12 protein-coding genes and 2 riboswitches are annotated in these 17,247 nt (G+C 71.7%); of the genes, 6 read left to right on the forward strand and 6 right to left on the reverse strand.

What is annotated here, in order from left to right:
* Positions 1-164 precede the first annotated feature (164 nt).
* Positions 165-2,468, forward strand: coding sequence for an FdhF/YdeP family oxidoreductase (locus D0Z67_RS28440; protein ID WP_031179476.1), 2,304 nt, complete (start codon positions 165-167; stop codon positions 2,466-2,468).
* A gap of 69 nt (positions 2,469-2,537) precedes the next feature.
* Here the strand turns inward: D0Z67_RS28440 and cydB are convergent, their stop codons facing one another.
* A complete protein-coding gene (cydB, locus tag D0Z67_RS28445) occupies positions 2,538-3,539 on the reverse strand; it encodes a cytochrome d ubiquinol oxidase subunit II (protein WP_031179477.1) in 1,002 nt (333 codons plus the stop codon).
* Positions 3,540-3,551: 12 nt separating this feature from the next.
* Positions 3,552-5,087 carry a cytochrome ubiquinol oxidase subunit I gene (locus D0Z67_RS28450; protein ID WP_031179478.1) on the reverse strand — a complete coding sequence of 512 codons (1,536 nt, stop codon included), beginning with the start codon at positions 5,085-5,087 and terminating at the stop codon, positions 3,552-3,554.
* Positions 5,088-5,306: 219 nt separating this feature from the next.
* Here D0Z67_RS28450 and D0Z67_RS28455 point away from each other — a divergent pair, with 219 nt between their 5' ends.
* Positions 5,307-6,758: a phytoene desaturase family protein gene (locus D0Z67_RS28455; protein ID WP_051887467.1), complete on the forward strand. Its 1,452-nt coding sequence runs from the start codon at positions 5,307-5,309 to the stop codon at positions 6,756-6,758.
* On the opposite strand, the gene gap is transcribed toward D0Z67_RS28455, so the two are convergent.
* Together gap and D0Z67_RS28465 are read right to left on the reverse strand one after the other, a co-directional pair.
* Positions 6,744-7,739, reverse strand: a complete 996-nt coding sequence (gene gap / locus D0Z67_RS28460) for a type I glyceraldehyde-3-phosphate dehydrogenase (protein WP_031179480.1) — start codon at positions 7,737-7,739, stop codon at positions 6,744-6,746. The two genes, D0Z67_RS28455 and gap, sit on opposite strands and share 15 nt — an antisense overlap.
* A 94-nt stretch (positions 7,740-7,833) precedes the next feature.
* A complete protein-coding gene (locus D0Z67_RS28465) occupies positions 7,834-8,790 on the reverse strand; it encodes a GlxA family transcriptional regulator (protein WP_031179481.1) in 957 nt (318 codons plus the stop codon).
* Positions 8,791-8,898: 108 nt separating this feature from the next.
* Here D0Z67_RS28465 and D0Z67_RS28470 point away from each other — a divergent pair, with 108 nt between their 5' ends.
* The 4 genes from D0Z67_RS28470 to D0Z67_RS28485 all read left to right on the forward strand — a co-directional run bounded on the left by D0Z67_RS28470 (position 8,899) and on the right by D0Z67_RS28485 (position 13,838).
* Positions 8,899-11,673: an AfsR/SARP family transcriptional regulator gene (locus tag D0Z67_RS28470; RefSeq protein ID WP_031179482.1), complete on the forward strand. Its 2,775-nt coding sequence runs from the start codon at positions 8,899-8,901 to the stop codon at positions 11,671-11,673.
* Between the two features lie 221 nt (positions 11,674-11,894).
* A complete protein-coding gene (locus tag D0Z67_RS28475; protein WP_031179483.1) occupies positions 11,895-12,593 on the forward strand; it encodes a DUF4232 domain-containing protein in 699 nt (232 codons plus the stop codon).
* Between the two features lie 62 nt (positions 12,594-12,655).
* Positions 12,656-12,803, forward strand: a riboswitch (cobalamin riboswitch).
* Positions 12,804-12,839: 36 nt separating this feature from the next.
* Positions 12,840-13,061 (forward strand): CbtB domain-containing protein, encoded by a 222-nt coding sequence (locus D0Z67_RS28480; RefSeq protein ID WP_031179484.1) that lies wholly within the window; start codon positions 12,840-12,842, stop codon positions 13,059-13,061.
* A gap of 21 nt (positions 13,062-13,082) precedes the next feature.
* The gene (locus tag D0Z67_RS28485) at positions 13,083-13,838 is read left to right on the forward strand and encodes a CbtA family protein (RefSeq protein WP_031179485.1); all 756 of its coding nucleotides are present in this window, start codon (positions 13,083-13,085) and stop codon (positions 13,836-13,838) included.
* Positions 13,839-13,888: 50 nt separating this feature from the next.
* Here D0Z67_RS28485 and D0Z67_RS28490 read toward each other — a convergent pair whose 3' ends face one another.
* Together D0Z67_RS28490 and metE are read right to left on the reverse strand one after the other, a co-directional pair.
* Positions 13,889-14,446, reverse strand: a complete 558-nt coding sequence (locus tag D0Z67_RS28490) for a histidine phosphatase family protein (RefSeq protein ID WP_031179486.1) — start codon at positions 14,444-14,446, stop codon at positions 13,889-13,891.
* Positions 14,447-14,518: 72 nt separating this feature from the next.
* Positions 14,519-16,831 (reverse strand): 5-methyltetrahydropteroyltriglutamate--homocysteine S-methyltransferase, encoded by a 2,313-nt coding sequence (metE, locus tag D0Z67_RS28495; RefSeq protein ID WP_031179487.1) that lies wholly within the window; start codon positions 16,829-16,831, stop codon positions 14,519-14,521.
* A gap of 161 nt (positions 16,832-16,992) precedes the next feature.
* Positions 16,993-17,211, reverse strand: a riboswitch (cobalamin riboswitch).
* Positions 17,212-17,247: the final 36 nt, after the last annotated feature.

A 17,247-nucleotide genomic window follows, 5' to 3' on the forward strand; every position in this document is an offset into this window, starting at 1 on the left:
GGTCGAAAACCCTGTTCGGCCCTTGTTTCCAAGGGCTGCGCGTCGCGTGGCGGCTGCTGATACCCCGACATAGTCTGGCTTAAAGCGCCATATAGAGGTATGACGCATGCCGCGACGGCGGAAGGGTGAGATCCTTGAGCACCTTGGACGAAGAACAGTCACGGATGATGGAGGCGGAGTCGGATCTCGAGCCCCGCGTGGGCCCGGTCCCCAAGGGGGAGCCGTACTTCCACCCTTACCATCACCCCGCCGCGGGATGGGGCGCCGCCAAGAGCGTGACCAAATTCCTGCTGGACGAGGGAACGCTGATCGAGGGCCCCCGGGCCATCATGAAGATGAACCACGAGAACGGTGGTTTCGACTGTCCCGGATGCGCGTGGCCGGACGACACCAAGGGCCTGAAGCTCGACATCTGTGAGAACGGAATCAAGCACGTCACGTGGGAACTGACGCACAAGCGGGCCAACCGCGAGATGTTCGCGCGCCACACGGTGAGCGAAATGCACGAGTGGAGCGACTTCAAGCTGGAGGACCAGGGCCGGCTCACCGAGCCCATGGTCTACGACGCGGCCACCGACCACTACGTGCCGATCTCCTGGCACGACGCCTTCGAACTCGTCGGACGCCATCTGCGCAACCTGGAGAACCCCAACCAGGCGTCGTACTACACCTCGGGCCGGCTCGGCAACGAGGCCACCTTCCTGTACCAGCTCATGGCGCGCGAGCTGGGCACCAACAACCTGCCCGACTGCTCCAACATGTGCCACGAGGCCAGCGGACGCGCGCTGACGGCGGCCCTCGGCACCGGCAAGGGCACCGTCGACCTCAAGGACTGGGAGGCCACGGACGCCCTGTTCATCCTCGGCGTCAACGTCGCCTCCAACGCGCCGCGCATGCTCACCTCGCTGACCGAGGCGTTCGACCGGGGCGCGCAGGTCGTGCACATCAACCCGTTCATCGAGGCGGGCGCCACCAAGGCGATCATCCCGCACGACTTCCTGGACATGGCCACCTTCCACGCCACCCGGACCAGCACCCTGGACCTCCAGGTGCGGGTCGGCGGCGACATGGCGCTGCTGCGCGGCATGGCCAAGGCGGTGCTGGAGCAGGCCAAGACCGACCCGAAGGCCATCGACAGCCAGTTCATCAACCGGCACACGGTGGGCTTCGAGGAGTACCGGGCGCTGTGCGAGGCCACCCCCTGGGAGGAACTGGAGCGCCAGTCCGGGCTCAGCCGCGCGGACATCCTCAAGGCGGCCCGGATCTACACCGACGCCGACCGCTCCATCATCAGCTGGTGCCTGGGCGTCACCCAGCACGAGCACGGCGTGGACACCGTCCGCGAGATCGTCAACCTGCTGCTCCTGCGCGGCAACCTGGGCCGCGAGGGCGCCGGCCCGTCGCCGGTGCGCGGGCACAGCAATGTGCAGGGCAACCGCACCTGCGGCATCGACCACCGCCCCGAGCCGGAGTTCCTGGACCGGCTGGCCGAGGTCTGCAAGATCAACCCGCCGCGCGACCACGGCCTCGACACCATCGGCACGCTCCAGGCGATGAACCGGGGCGACGTCAAGGTGTTCATCGGTATGGGCGGCAACTTCGCCCTCGCGGTGCCCGACTCGCCGTTCAGCTACGAGGCGCTGCGCAACTGCGACCTGACCGTCCAGGTCAGCACCAAGCTGAACCGCAGCCATGTGGTGCACGGCAAGGAGGCGCTGATCCTGCCGTGCCTCGCCCGCACGGACAAGGACCACCAGCGGGCCGGTGTGCAGAGCACCTCCGTCGAGGACTCCATGTCGATGGTGCACCTGTCGGTCGGCATGAAGCGGCCCGCCTCCAAGCACCTGCTCTCCGAGCCCGCGATCATCTCCGGCATGGCACGCGCGGCCCTGCCCGCGAGCCCCACGCCGTGGGAGTGGTACATCGAGGACTACGACCGCATCCGGGACACCATGTCCGAAGTCCTGGACGGCTTCGAGGACTTCAACCGCCGGGTCCGGCTGCCGCTGGGCTTCCGCATCAAGCAGCCCGCCCGTGAGCTGATCTTCCTCACCGAGTCCGGCAAGGCGGAGTTCTCCAGCGCCAAGCTGGCCGACGTGGTGCCCGCGCCGGGCATGCTGGCGCTCGGCACGATGCGCTCGCACGACCAGTGGAACACCACGATCTACTCGGACAACGACCGCTACCGCGGCATCAAGAACCTGCGCGAACTCGTCTTCATGAACGAGGACGACATGCGCGAGCGCGGGATCTCGGAGTTCGACCCGGTGAACATCGTCGCCACGGCGAAGGACGGCAGCCACCGCTACCTCGACGGCTACCTCGCCATCCCGTACGACATGCCGCGCGGCTGCGCGGCCGGGTACATGCCCGAGATGAACGTGCTGATCGCGCTGTGCGACTACAGCACCCAGAGCGACCAGCCGCTCATGAAGCACGTCAAGGTGCACATCACCGCGGCGACCTGACGGTTCCCCGGCGCCCGAGCGTGAGGCGGGCCCCCTCCGGCCGGAGGGGGCCCGCCTTCACATGCCGGCTCAGTGGCCGGAGGGGATGTGGTGCACCGCGATGCGCTTGCTGAACACCCAGTACGTCCAGCTCTGGTAGAGGATGATCAGCGGGGCGAAGATGGCCGCGACGATCGTCATCACCGTCAGCGTGTAGGACGCGGACGAGGCGCTGGACACCGTCAGCGACCAGGCCGGGTTGAGCGTCGACGGCATGACGTCCGGGAACAGCGTCAGGAACAGCATGGCGAACGACGCGACCACGGTGAGCGCGGAGAAGACGAACGCCCAGCCCTCGCGGCCCAGCTGGTTGAAGAACAGGGCGACGGGCAGCGCCGCGAACGCCACGATCATGACGCCGAGGCTCTGGCCGTTGCCCGAGTTCGCCTGCGTCCACAGCAGGAACGCCAGGACCAGCAGGAGGGAGGCGAGGCCCAGTACCGGCACCGCCTTGCGGGCGCGCTCGCGCATCTCGCCGTCCGTCTTCAGCGCCGTGAAGATCGCGCCGTGGCAGGTGAACAGCACCACCGTGGCGAAGCCGCCGAGGATCGCGTACCCGTTGAACAGGTCGCCGGGGGAGCCCACGTAGGACTTCTGGCGGTCGATGGCGATGCCCTGGACCATGTTGGCGAAGATCAGGCCCCACAGGAACGGGATGATCACCGAGGTCCAGAAGGTGACCTGCTCCCAGCCGAGCTGCCAGCGCATGCTGTCGCGCTTGGCCCGGTACTCGAAGGACACCCCGCGTCCGATCAGACAGAGCACGATGATCAGCAGCGGGATGTAGAAGCCGCTGAACAGGGTGGCGTACCAGTCGGGGAAGGCCGCGAAGGTGGCGCCGGCGGCGGCGATCACCCAGACCTCGTTGCCGTCCCAGACGGGGGCGATGGTGTTGATGAGGACGCGCCGCTCGGTGCTGTTGCGGGCCATCGTCTGGGTGAGGACGCCGACCCCGAAGTCGAACCCCTCCAGGAAGAAGTAGCCGACCCACAGCAGGGCGATCAGGATGAACCAGAGATCGTAGAGATGCATGGCGATCCGTCCTCAGTACGCGATGGAGAGCGGCTTGTCCTGGTCGTCCGGGGACATGCGCAGGGTCGGGTCCTTGGTGGGGGGCCGCTCGTCGACATCGGGCCCCGGTTTCGAGTACTTGACCATCAGGCCGCCCTCGACCACCGCGAGGATCGCGTAGACCACGCTGAGCGCCACCAGCGAGCCGACCTGGGTGCCCACGCCGACATTGGGGGAGACGGCGTTCGCGGTCTTCATCAGGTGGAACACCACCCACGGCTGACGGCCCATCTCGGTGAAGATCCAGCCGAAGCTGTTGGCGAGCAGCGGGAAGCCGAGGGTCAGCGCGATGATCCGCCAGCTCCACTTGGTGAAGAAGTCGTTCATCCGGATCTTGTCGGTGATCATCAGGTTCGGCGGCTCGTCCTCACCCGTGCGGAACCTGGGTCTGACCCAGAACTTCTTACGGGTGAGATAGAGCCCGACCAGGCCGATGGTGAAGCTGGTCATGCCGAAGAAGATCATCAGGCGGAATCCCCAGTACGTCATGAAGATGTTGGGGATGTAGTCGGCTCGGGTGCCGCCGAAGAGCTTCACCTGCTCGTCGGCCCGGTTGTTGATGCCGGGGACGGCGGAGTGGAAGTCGCTCTTGGCGAGGAAGGACAGCGCGCCGGGGACCTCCAGGGCGACGTCGTTGCGCCCCTTGTTGACATCGCCCACCGAGAAGATCGAGAAGGGCGCCGGTGCCTGGGTGTCCCACAGGGCCTCGGCCGCCGCCATCTTCATGGGCTGCTGCTCGAACATCACCTTGGCCAGCCGGTCGCCGCTGAGCGCGGTGAGGATGCCGGCCACCGTGCAGACGACCAGGGCCAGCTTGAGCGAGCTGCGCATGGCGGCGATCCGCTTGCGGTTGGTGTCCTTGCCGCGCTTGGCCCGCCACAGGTGGTAGGCGGAGATGCCCATGACGAAGGCGGCGCCCGTGATGAACGCCGCCGTCAGGGTGTGGAAGACCTGCACCAGAGTGGTGTCCTGGAAGAGGACCCGCCAGATATCGGTGAGCCGGGCCTTGCCGTTCGCCGGGTCGATCCGGTAGCCGACCGGGTGCTGCATAAAGGAGTTCGCGGCCAGGATGAAGTACGCGGAGAGAAGGCTGCCGATGGTCACGATCCAGATCGTCGCCAGGTGGATCTTCTTCGGGAGCCGGTTCCAGCCGAAGATCCAGAGCCCGATGAACACGGACTCGAAGAAGAACGCGACCAGGGCCTCCATCGCCAGCGGGGCGCCGAAGACGTCACCGACGAAGCGGGAGTAGCTCGACCAGTTCATGCCGAACTGGAACTCCTGGAAGATGCCCGTGACCACACCAAGCGCCAGGTTGATCAGCAGCAGCTTTCCCCAGAACTTGGTGGCGTGGAAGTACTTCTCCTTCCCCGTCCGCACCCAGGCCGTCTCCAGACCGGCGACGATGCCTCCCAGGCCGATGCTGAGCGGGACGAAGAGGAAGTGGTAGACGGTCGTGACACCGAACTGCCACCGGGCAATGGTCTCCTGAGCGATTGCAAGTTCCACTACGTCCTTCTCTCGCTCGATCCGACCGTAATCTGGATAAAAGGTATCTCCAGGGCATAGTTCCGTCGACTTGGGGAAGGCGCTGTGCTCATGCGCCGGAAGGGAACTCGTATGTGCATGGAGAGATGCGCATTCAGGGTGGTAAATGCCTATGTGCGCACACCGGAACGGTGGAATGGACGCGAATTTCCCGACCGTAGGTGAGGCAGACTCGGTCCCATGACATCCACGACGCGGACGCGGACGCGGACGCGGGCCACGGCCGTGGTCGTCGGCGGCGGCCCCAACGGACTCGCCGCCGCCGCACTGCTCGCCAGGGCCGGTCTCGACGTCACCCTCCTGGAGTCCGCCGACGGCGTCGGAGGCGGCACCCGGAGCTACGAGGCGCTGCTGCCCGGCCTGCTGCACGACCACTGCTCCGCCATCCACCCCATGGCCGTCGGCTCACCGGCCCTGCGGGAACTGGAGCTGGAACGGCACGGACTGCGCTGGCTGCTGCCCGAGATCGACTGCGTCCACCCCCTCGACGACGGCACGGCAGGCGTGCTGCTGCGCTCCGTCGCGGAGACCGCCCGCCTCCTCGGCCCCGACGGCGACCGCTACCGGGCGCTGATCGAACCCTCGGTACGGCAGTGGGACGCGCTCGCCGGGGAGGTGATGGGCCCGCTGCTGCGCGTCCCCTCCCACCCGCTGCTGCTCGCCAGGTTCGGCCTCCCGACCACCCTGCCCGCCACCGCGCTCGCCCGTCTCTTCCGCGCCCCGCAGACCCGTGCGCTCTGGGCCGGCATCGCCGCCCACGCCTTCCGTCCGCTGGGCCGCCCGCTCACCTCGGCCATCGGGCTCGGCATCCTGGTCTCCGGACACGCCGCCGGATGGGCCGTCGCCGAAGGGGGCTCGCAGTCCATCGCCGACGCGCTGGAGAAGGCGCTGCTCGCGTACGGGGGGCGGGTCGAGACGAACGTGCGGATCACCGGCCACCGGCAGATCCCGGCCGCCGACGTGACCCTGCTCGACCTCGACCCCGGCCAGGCCGCGAGGATCTACGGCGACCGGCTGCCCGCCCGGACCCGGTTTGCCTACCGGCGCTTCCGCCGGGGCCCCGGCGCCTTCAAGATCGACCTGGCGGTCGAGGGCGGGATTCCCTGGACCCATGACAAGGCCCGGCGCGCCGGGACCGTCCACCTGGGCGGCACGCTCGACGAGATCGCGCGCAGCGAACGGGACGTCACGGCCGGGCGCATGCCAGAGCGGCCGTTCGTCCTGGTCGGCCAGCAGTACCTCGCCGACCCCGGCCGCTCGGTGGGGGACGTGCACCCGGTCTGGGCCTACGCGCACGTCCCCTACGGCTACACCGGGGACGCCACGGAGGCGATCCTGCGGCAGATCGAACGATTCGCCCCCGGCGCCCGCGACCGGATCACGGGCCTGCGCGCCACCACCCCGGCCGGTTTCGCCGCCGCCAACGCCAACTTCGCGGGCGGCGACATCCTCACCGGCGCGAAGACCGTCCCCCAGCTCGTCCTGGGGCCCCGGCCCACGCTGGACCCGTACTCCACCGGGCTGCCCGGCGTCTTCCTCTGCTCGGCGGCCACCCCGCCGGGGCCGGGCGCGCACGGCATGTGCGGGGCGGGGGCGGCCGCTTCGGCGCTCAGGTACCTAGCGCGCCAGTAGCTCCAGCGTGTCGATCACGCGGTTCGAGAAGCCCCACTCGTTGTCGTACCAGGCGACCACCTTGACGTGGCGGCCGTCGACGCGGGTGAGGGCCGAGTCGAAGACGGAGGAGGCCGGATTGCCGACGATGTCGGAGGAGACCAGGGGGTCCTCGGAGTACTCCAGGACACCGGCGAGCGGACCCTCGGCGGCCGTGCGGTACGCGTCGAGCACCTCGTCGCGGGTGACGTCGCGGGCCACCGTGGTGTTCAGCTCGACGATCGAGCCGACCGGTACCGGGACCCGGATCGAGTCGCCCGACAGCTTGCCGTCGAGGTTCGGCAGCACCAGGCCGATCGCCTTGGCCGCGCCCGTGGTCGTCGGCACGATGTTCACGCCGGCCGCGCGCGCCCGGCGCGGGTCGCGGTGCGGGCCGTCCTGGAGATTCTGCTCCTGGGTGTAGGCGTGCACGGTCGTCATGAAGCCGTGCTCGATGCCGGCCAGACCGTCCAGCACGGCGGCCAGCGGGGCCAGCGCGTTGGTGGTGCAGGAGGCGTTCGACACGATGGTGTGCAGCGCCGGGTCGTAGGTGTCGCTGTTCACCCCGTACGCCAGCGTCACGTCGGCGCCGTCCGAGGGGGCGCTGACCAGCACCCGCTTCGCGCCCGCGTCCAGGTGGGCGCGGGCGGCCTTCGCCGAGGTGAAGCGGCCGGTCGCCTCCAGCACGATGTCGACGTCCAGCTCGGCCCAGGGCAGCTGGGCGGGCTCGCGCTCGGCGAGGACCTTGATGCGGCGGCCGTCGACCACGAGGGTGTCGCCGTCCACCTCCACCGGGCGCCCGAGCCGTCCGGCCGTCGAGTCGAAGGCCAGCAGCCGGGCCAGGCCCGCGGGTTCGGTGAGGTCGTTGACCGCGACGACCTCGAGGTCACTGTCGCGTTCGAGCAGAGCCCGCAGCACGTTGCGTCCGATGCGGCCGAATCCGTTGATGGCGATGCGCGTCATGAATGGTGTCCCTTCCGTCCGCCCCCAGGTTCGCGGGAAGGGGCCGCGCGCGGCAGTGGCAGGAGCGCCATGGTTCACAAGGATCGCGCCAGGGCTACTCGCCCCGGGCGAACGTCCGCCGATAGTCGCTCGGCGTGGTCCCCAGCACCCGCTGGAAGTGCAGCCGGAGGTTGGTGCCGGTGCCGAGCCCCACCTCGTCGGCGATCTGTTCCACGCTCCGCTCCGAACGCTCCAGCAGCTCGCGCGCCAGGTCGACCCGGGCCCGCGTCACCCACTGCATCGGCGTGTACCCGGTGTCCTCCGCGAACCGCCGGGAGAACGTACGCGGCGACACCGCCGCGTGCCGGGCCAGAGACTCCAGGCTCAGCGGCTCACCGAGCCGGTGCAGCGCCCACTCCCGGGTCGCGGCGAACCGCTCGCCCAGCGGCTCCGGCACACTGCGCGGCACGTACTGTGCCTGGCCCCCGCTGCGATACGGCGCCGCGACCAGCCGCCGGGCCGCGTGGTTGGAGGCGGCCACGCCCAACTCGCCGCGCAGCATGTGCAGACACAGGTCGATGCCGGAGGCCGCCCCGGCCGAGGTGAGCACGCTGCCCTCGTCCACGAACAGCACGTTCTCGTCCACCCGGACCAGCGGATACCGGGCGGCCAGGGCGCGCGCGTAGTGCCAGTGCGTGGTCGCGCGCCTGCCGTCCAGCAGACCGGTGGCCGCCAGCGCGAACGCCCCCGTGGAGATCGCCGCGAGCCGCGCGCCCCGCTCGTGCGCCGCGACCAGCGCCGCCACCACCGGCCCCGGCGGGTCCTCCCGGTCCGGGAACCGGTAGCCCGGCACGAACACGACGTCCGCCCACTCCAGCGCCTCCAGGCCGTGCGCCACGTGGTACGACAGACCGTCGCCGCCCGTCACCAGACCCGGCGCCGCCCCGCACACCCGCACCTCGTACGGCATGCTCGCGCGGGTCGTGAACACCTGCGCCGGGATACCCACGTCGAGCGGCTTGGCGCCCTCCAGGACGAGAACGGCGACACGGCGGAAACGGGAGGACGGCACGGGCAGCAGCGTACGCACAGCTCGGCGCGAATGCCCCGCGAGGCACCGGGCGACCCCCCGATATGCTGCTGTTTTCTCCAGTACCGGCCGCCTCGGAAGGAATGCCCCGTGGAGTTCCGGCTGCTCGGCACCGTCTCCGTCGACACCCGCCGAGGACCGCTGCCGCTCGGCCCCGCCAAGCGCCGCAGCCTGCTCGCCGCGCTGCTGCTGTCGGCCAACACCCCGGTGCCGACGGGCCGGCTGACCGCCTGTCTGTGGGACGACGAGCCCCCGAGCCAGGCACGCGGGGTCATCCAGGGCCATGTCTCCCGGCTGCGCGCGCTGCTCGCCGAGGGCGACGCGGAGGCGTACGGCGTCGAACTCCTCACCGCCGGGGACGCGTACGCGCTGCGGCTGCCGGAGACCCTGCTCGACGCCCAGCGGTTCGAGGAACTGCTCACCCTCGCCCGTGAACAGCGCGACCCCGCCGACGCGGTGCTCATGCTCGGCGACGCCCTCGCCCTGTGGCGCGGCCCCGCCCTCGGCGGCGCCTTCGCCGGGCCGCCGCTCCAGGCCGCCGCGCACTCGCTGGAGGAGTCCCGGCTCTCCGCCGTGGAGCAACTGGCGTCCGCCTACGGCAGGTTGGGCGAACATCATCGGGCCGCCGCCGTGCTGCGCACCGAGGCCGTCGCGCATCCGCTGCGGGAGTCGCTGTCCGCCGCGCTGATGACCGCCCTCTATCAGGCGGGCCGGCAGTCGGAGGCCCTCGACTGGTTCCACCGCACCCGCAGACTCCTCGCCGACGAACTCGGCATCGACCCCGGCCGTGAACTCGCCGACGCCTACGGGCTGATCCTGCGCGGCGACCCCGTACCCGAGCTGCTGGCCGCGCGCCCCAAGGGCGGGGCCGTACCCGTGGCCGAGCCCTCGGCCGAACCGGTGCGGACGCCCGTACCGCCGCGTCCCGCCCTCGTGCCCGCCGAGGCGCACGCCGACCTGCTGCCCCGCGTGCCGCGCGGCTTCCACGGCCGGGGCGCCGAACTCGCCGCGCTCGGCCGGGCCGCCGCCGGAGAGGCGCCGGTGTGCCTGGTGACCGGGCCCGCCGGGGTCGGCAAGACCGGCCTCGCGCTGTGGTGGGCGCACCGCAACGCCGACGCCTTCCCCGACGGACGGCTCTTCGCCGACCTGCACGGCTTCAGCGACACCGGTGAGCCGGCGCTGATCGAGGTGCTGCGCGAGTTCCTGCTCGCGCTCGGGGTGCCGCCGCGCCGGATACCCGAATCGGCCGCCGCCGCGGCCGCGCTGTTCCGCAGCCTCACCGACCGGCTGCGACTGCTGGTCGTGCTCGACAACGCCCGCGACTCCGGCACCGTCCGCGCCCTGCTGCCCGGCGGCGCCGACTGCGTCACCGTCGTCACCAGCCGCCACCGCCTGGAGGGGCTCATCGCCTCCGACGCGGCCCGTCCCGTCCCCCTCGGCACGCTGGACGCACAGGACGGTACGGCGCTGCTCGCGGGCGTCCTCGGCGAGGAACGGGTGCTCGCGGAGCCGGTGGCCGCGCGCAGGCTCGCCGAACTCTGCGGCGGGCTCCCGCTGGCCCTCCGGGTCACGGCGGCCCGGCTCGCGGGGCGCCCGCAGTGGACCCTCGCCCACCTCGCGGACGAACTCGCCGACGAGCGCGGGCGGCTGGCCCGCCTCGCCGTCGACGACACCGGGGTACCGGCCGCCCTCCGCCTGACCGTGCAGCACCTCTCCGGCCCCGCCGCGCACCACTTCGGCCGGCTCGGCCACCACCCCGGCACCCACTTCGACCCCTACACCGCGGCCGCCCTCGCCGGCACCGATCCGCCGGCCGCCGCCCGCGCCCTCGAACACCTCGGCGCCGCCCACCTCGTCACCGAGACCGCGCCCGGCCGCTGGGAACTCCACGACCTCGTACGCCTCTACGCCCGCGACCTCGACCCCGCGGCCGGACCGCACGCGCTCACGGGCGTACTGGACCACTACATCGCCACCGCCCTCGCCGCCGCCGAGACGGCCCAGCCGGGCGGCGAGCCCTGCTTCGCGCTGCCCGCCGACTTCCGACGGCCTTCCGCCGTACGGGACTTCGCGGACCGCGCGGAGGCGATGGGCTGGCTGGCCGCCGAACGGGAGGACCTGGCGCGGGCGGTGTCCGCCGCGCGGGCCGCCGATCTGGACGACCGGGCCTGGCGGATCATCCTCCTCCAGTGGCCCCAGGTGGTGTGGCGCTCGCGGGACAACTGGGTGCCGCTGCTGTACACGGCCCTGGAGTGCGCGCAGGCCGTGGCGGACCCGTACGCCGAGGCGCGTGTGCGCACCCTGCTGGGCTGGGTGCTGAGCGAGGAGGGCCGCCTCGCGGACGCCCTCACCCTCCTGGAACCCTCACCCGCCCTGGCCCGCCGCACCGGCGACCGTCTCGGCGAGGCCACGTCCCTGGTCAACCTGGCCGTGGTCCAGTCCGCCCAGGGCGACCTGGACGCGGCCCTGGCCAACTGCACCCGGGCCGCCGCCCTGGCCCGCGAGGAGGGCAACCCGCACACGGAGATGCTCGCCCTCCTCCACCTCGCCCGCACCCACCTCACCTCCGGCGCCCCGGAACAGGCCCTCCACGTCGCCCGGACCGCCCTGGACCTCGGCCCCGAACACGAGGAGGCCGCCCGCACCTCCCTCCTCCACACCGTCTCCGGCGAGGCCCACCTCGCCCTCGGCGACAAACCCGAAGCCCTCCGCCTCCTGGAACGCGCCGCCGACGAAGCGGAATCCGCCGGCTACGACGAGGGCACCGTCCGCGCCCTGGAGGCCCTGCTCCGGGTAAGCGGCCGAGCGGACCACCGCAAGCGACACGAGGAGGCGGTACGGAGACTGGCGGGGGAGGACGGGTAGCGGGAGCGGTGTGGTCCGTGGTCGTCGTGGTGCCGGCCGAGGTGCTGGGGCGGGTCGAGCCGGGGGACGGCAGCGGCACAGGACCGGCGTCAGAGGGACGTCAGCCGGACGTCAGCGGGACGGCAGTGGGGGCGGTGAGAGTGGGGGTGTCAGCAGGTCAGTGGCTGGCCGGCGGTTCGGAAGGGCCGTTGTCGACCTTCACCTCTCGGGGGAAAACCATCATGAACGCCTCGCGCCGTACGGCCCTCTTCTCCGTCGCCGCCTCCGCCGCGCTCGCCCTGTCCCTGACCGCCTGCCAGAGCGGGGAGGGGACCAAGTCCGAGGGGGCGGCGCCCGTGGCCAAGGACACGGCATCCGCTTCCGCTCCCGCCTCCGTGGCCGCTTCCACGCCTGCGGGCGGCGCGAGCGCCGGCAGCGACACCGGCACCGGTACCAGCACCGCCGTCGCGACCACGCACAAGACCGGCACCGGTTCCTCCGGCGCCGGCAAGGGCACCGCCACCCCCCTCTGCCGGGCCCATGACGTCAAGGTCGGCTCCCAGCGGCAGGACGGCCCGCCCTACACCCACATCATCCTCACCGCGCGGAACACCTCCGACCACCGTTGCGAGATGGCCGGGTTCCCGCACATCCAGTTCATCGAGGGCCACCGGCAGGACGTGCCGTCCGTGGCGAAGAGCAAGCCGGCCGTGCCGACCGTGCTGAACCCCGGTGACCCGGCCTTCGCGCTGGTCAAGCTCTCCGACGGCGGGGTGGACGAGGACAACGAGGTGGTGAACGCGTTCCAGCTGATCCTCCAGGGCGACTCCTCCGTCATCGCGGTGAACTCCTCCGCCGGCGGCGGCATCGCGGTCGACCTCCCGAAGGCGCTCACCGGCTACTGGACGACCGAACTGCGCAACGGCGCCGACGACTTCTGATCCGTACCCCCGGAGCACGCCCCCTCGGGAGAGGAAGATCACCCGTGGGGGCGCGGTCTTGGCCAGGCAGGTCGCACGCGGTACCGTCGGGGCGATATCGACGACGGCGAGACGGAAGCCGGTGAGAAACCGGCACGGTCGCGCCACTGTGTGCGCGGTCCCTCGAGGGGCCGCGCGAGTCAGACCCGTGGCCGTCGTCCTGTGCACCACCGAGATGGGACGCGAACTCCCAGAGGAGGTACTGCCATGGCGCAGACCGTCGCTCAGCCGACAGCCGGAACGTCCGTCGCTCCCGCCAAGCTGCCGCTGAAGGAGATAGCGCCCTGGGCGGTCTTCTTCGGTGTCCTCATGCTGGTCCTGCTGTACTTCGTCGGCGCCGAGCAGGGCGCCACCTCCGTGTTCAGCGGCACGGACGTCCACGAGTGGGTGCACGACGCCCGCCACCTGCTCGGCTTCCCCTGCCACTGACGCGAGGGACGCCGCACACCCATGAACTCCGCAACCGTGAGAAACCTCCTCGTGCGGGGCATGCTCGCCGGCCTCGGCGCCGGAGTGCTCGCCCTGATCGCCGCGTACTTCCTCGGCGAACCGAACGTGGACAGCGCCATCAGCTTCGAGGGCCACCACTCCCACGAGCACGAGGTCGAAGTCGTCTCCCGCTCGCTCCAGTCCACCGCCGGACTGGCCACCGGCGTCCTCGTCTACGGGGTCGCCTTCGGCGGGATCGCCGCGCTCGCCTACTGCTTCGCGCTCGGCCGGGTGGGCCGCTTCGGCCCGCGCGGGACCGCGCTCCTGCTGTCCGGCACCGCGCTGCTCGCCGTGTACGTCGTGCCGTTCCTGAAGTACCCGGCGAACCCGCCCTCGGTCGGCGACCCGGACACCATCGGCAAGCGCACCACGCTGTACTTCCTGATGATGCTGCTCAGCGTGCTCCTGGCCATCGGCGCCACCCTCCTCGGCAAACGGCTCGCCCCACGCCTGGGCAACTGGTACGCCACCTTCACCGCCGTGGCCGCCTTCGCCGTCGCCATCGGCCTGGCGTACGCCTTCCTGCCCGTCGTCAACGAGGTGCCGGAACACTTCCCGGCCACCCTCCTGTGGCGCTTCCGCCTCTCGGCCCTGGCCATCCAGACGGTCCTGTGGGCCGGCTTCGGCCTGCTCTTCGGGGAGTTGGCCGACCGCCTGCTGAACCCCCGCCCCGCAGCGGAGCGCCCTACCGGCCAGGCGGTCGCCGCCTCCCACTGAGCCGGTGACGTAACGGCGAGAGGGGCCCCGGAGAACCTCCGGGGCCCCTTTCACTCGCCCCCGAGCGGTCGCCCCAGCCGCAGGTTCCAGCGCCCGCACCGCCCGGACAGCTCCGTCGCCGTGAGCGGCGCCACGTCCAGGCGCCAGAACGCCCCGGCGGGCAGGCCCAGCGCGTGCACCACGGCCGCCCGCACCACCTCGGGCTCCACGACGGCGACCGTACGGCCCTCCGGCACCGATTCCAGCCAGCGCCCTACCCGCGCGCACACGTCCCTTGCCGACTCCCCGCCCGGTGCCGGGTGCTCCGGGTCGGCAAGCCAGTGGGCCAGGGCCTCGCCCTCCGTCACGCCGACCTCGGCCAGGGTGCGGCCGCGCCAGCGTCCGGCGTCCAGGGGTGCGAGGGCTGCCGTCTCCGTGCCCCGGAGGCCCAGTGCCTTGGCCGTGTCCCGGCAGCGGGCGCCGGGTGACAGCACCACCCGGGCCGCCTGCGGCAGGTCCGCGGCCGTCACGCTGACGGGTTCGTCGATGGACGAGGAACCGTCGTAGAAGCGGGCCTCGCGCAGGGCGGGGCCGATGGCGGGCGGGACGAGCAGCAGGCGACTGGTCATCCGGGAAACCTCCTGATCACACGGGTGCGTCCCGGCCTCGCAGCGCGGGACCGGGACGAACGGACGCCGGGACTAACGCAGTTCACCCCGCACGGTACGGGCCGCCGCCACCAAATTCTCCAGCGATGCCCGTGTCTCCGGCCAGGCGCGGGTCTTGAGGCCGCAGTCCGGGTTCACCCACAGCCGCTCGGCGGGGATCGCCTTCAGCCCCGTACGCAGCAGCTCGGCCGCCTCCTCGGCGCTCGGCACGCGCGGGGAGTGGATGTCGTACACGCCCGGACCCGCCTCGCGGGGGTAGCCGTGCGTGGCCAGTTCGCGGGCCACCTGCATGTGGGAGCGGGCGGCCTCCAGGCTGATGACGTCGGCGTCGAGGTCGTCGATGGCCCGCACGATGTCACCGAACTCGGCGTAGCACATGTGGGTGTGGATCTGCGTCTTTGGCCGGACGCCCGCCGTGGTGAGCCGGAACGCCTCGGTGGCCCAGGCGAGATAGGCGGGCCGGTCGGCGGCGCGCAGCGGGAGCGTCTCGCGCAGCGCGGGCTCGTCCACCTGGATCACCGAAGTGCCCGCCGCCTCCAGGTCGTTCACCTCGTCGCGCAGGGCGAGCGCGACCTGCCGGGCGGTGTCGCCGAGGGGCTGGTCGTCGCGGACGAAGGACCAGGCGAGCATCGTCACCGGCCCGGTCAGCATGCCCTTGACCGGGCGGTCGGAGAGCGACTGGGCGTACGTCGTCCAGCGGACCGTCATCGGCTCGGGGCGGGAGATGTCGCCGGCCAGGATCGGCGGGCGGACACAGCGGGTGCCGTAGGACTGGACCCAGCCGTGCTGGGTGGCCAGATAGCCGGTGAGCTGCTCGGCGAAGTACTGCACCATGTCGTTGCGTTCGGCCTCGCCGTGCACCAGCACGTCCAGGCCGGTCTTCTCCTGGAAGGAGATCACCTCCTGGATCTCCGCCCTGATGCGCTCCTCGTACCCTGCCGTGTCGATCCGGCCCGCGCGCAGGTCCGCGCGGGCGGTGCGCACCTCGCCGGTCTGCGGGAACGAGCCGATCGTGGTCGTCGGCAGCAGCGGCAGCCCGAGGTGGGCCCGCTGGGCGGCGGCCCGCTCGGGGTAGGACTGCGCGCGGCGGGCGTCGGCGTCCGTGACGGCCTCCGCGCGCGCCCGGACCGCCGGGTCGCGGGTGATGGGGGACCCGGTACGGGAGGCCAGGTCGGCCCGGTTGGCGGCGAGTTCGGCGGTGATCGCGTCCGTGCCGCGTGCCAGACCCTTGGCCAGGGTGACGATCTCGGCGGTCTTCTGCCGGGCGAAGGCCAGCCAGCGCAGGATCTGCGGCTCGATGTCCCGCTCGGGGGTGGTGTCCAGCGGCACGTGCAGCAGGGAGCAGGACGCGGCCACGTCGACCCGGCCCGCCAGCCCGAGCAGGGTGCCCAGGGTGGCGAGGGACTTGGAGAGGTCGTTGACCCAGACGTTCCGGCCGTTGACGACCCCGGCCACCAGCCGCTTGCCGGGCAGTCCGCCGACGGCGGCGAGCGCCTCCAGGTTGGCCGCCGCGGCCTCGGTGAAGTCCAGCGCCAGCCCCTCCACCGGCGCCTTCGCCAGCACCGGCAGCGCCTCGCCGAGTCGGTCGAAGTAGGAGGCGACGAGCAGCTTGGGCCGGTCGGGCAGCGCGCCCAGGTCGCGGTAGGCGCGCTCGGCCGCGTTCAGCTCGGCCGGGGTGCGGTCCTGCACCAGTGCGGGCTCGTCGAGCTGCACCCACTCCGCCCCGGCCGCGCGCAGATCCGCCAGCACCTCGGCGTACACCGGGAGCAGCCGGTCCAGCAGGGTCAGCGGGTCGAAGCCGGCGGGGACACCGGGCGCGGGCTTGGCCAGCAGCAGGTAGGTGACCGGGCCGACGAGCACCGGCCGGGCGGTGAGGCCCAGCGCGAGGGCCTCCTTCAGTTCCGCGACCTGCTTGGCGGAGTCGGCTGAGAACACGGTGTCCGGGCCCAACTCGGGTACCAGATAGTGGTAGTTGGTGTCGAACCACTTGGTCATCTCCAGCGGCGGCGCGTCCTGCGTACCCCGCGCCATGGCGAAGTAGCCGTCCAGCGCGTCGGCCTCGACGGCGGCCCGGTGCCGCCGGGGGATCGCGCCGACCATCGCGGTGGTGTCGAGCACGTGGTCGTAGTACGAGAAGTCCCCGGTGGGGACCTCGTCGATGCCGGCCTCGGCGAGCGCCTGCCCGTTGGCGCGGCGGAGGCCGGCCGCGGTGGCCCGGAGGGCTTCGGCGGTGACGCGGCCCTTCCAGTAGCCCTCGATCGCCTTCTTCAGCTCCCGGTCCTGGCCCTGGCGGGGGTAGCCGTACACGGTCGACCGTGCTGCCGCGGCTGCGGACTTCGGTGTCACGGAGATCTCCTTCACGAGATGGATCCCTGAGGTCCCGGCGACGGGACGAGCACGTGAAGGGGTGACGGCCAGGCGGCCCCGGCCCGCGCGGTGCGGCGCGGTGGTCCGACTGGTTGCGTACGCCGACCCGCCCTCGAGGTCACCGGAACTCCGTACGCGAGTTCGCGCACGGGCAGATGGCAGGTCTTCGGACTCGCGGGCTCGTCCTCGTCACGAGGACACCTACTGGCCGTCGCTTCCCAGATCCGTGCGTCGGACCCAGTGCGTATGACGGCGGTCGTTCCCGCTCACCGCTGCGGGGCAGTCCCGGATTCCCACCGGGTTCCCTCTTGCGACACCCCGCCTGGCGGACGGGGCGAACCAGCTGCAGGGCTCAGCCTACGGGCCGTGACCGCGCGCCGCCGGTACCGTCCGGC

Source organism: Streptomyces seoulensis (genome assembly GCF_004328625.1).
Lineage (GTDB): Bacteria > Actinomycetota > Actinomycetes > Streptomycetales > Streptomycetaceae > Streptomyces > Streptomyces seoulensis.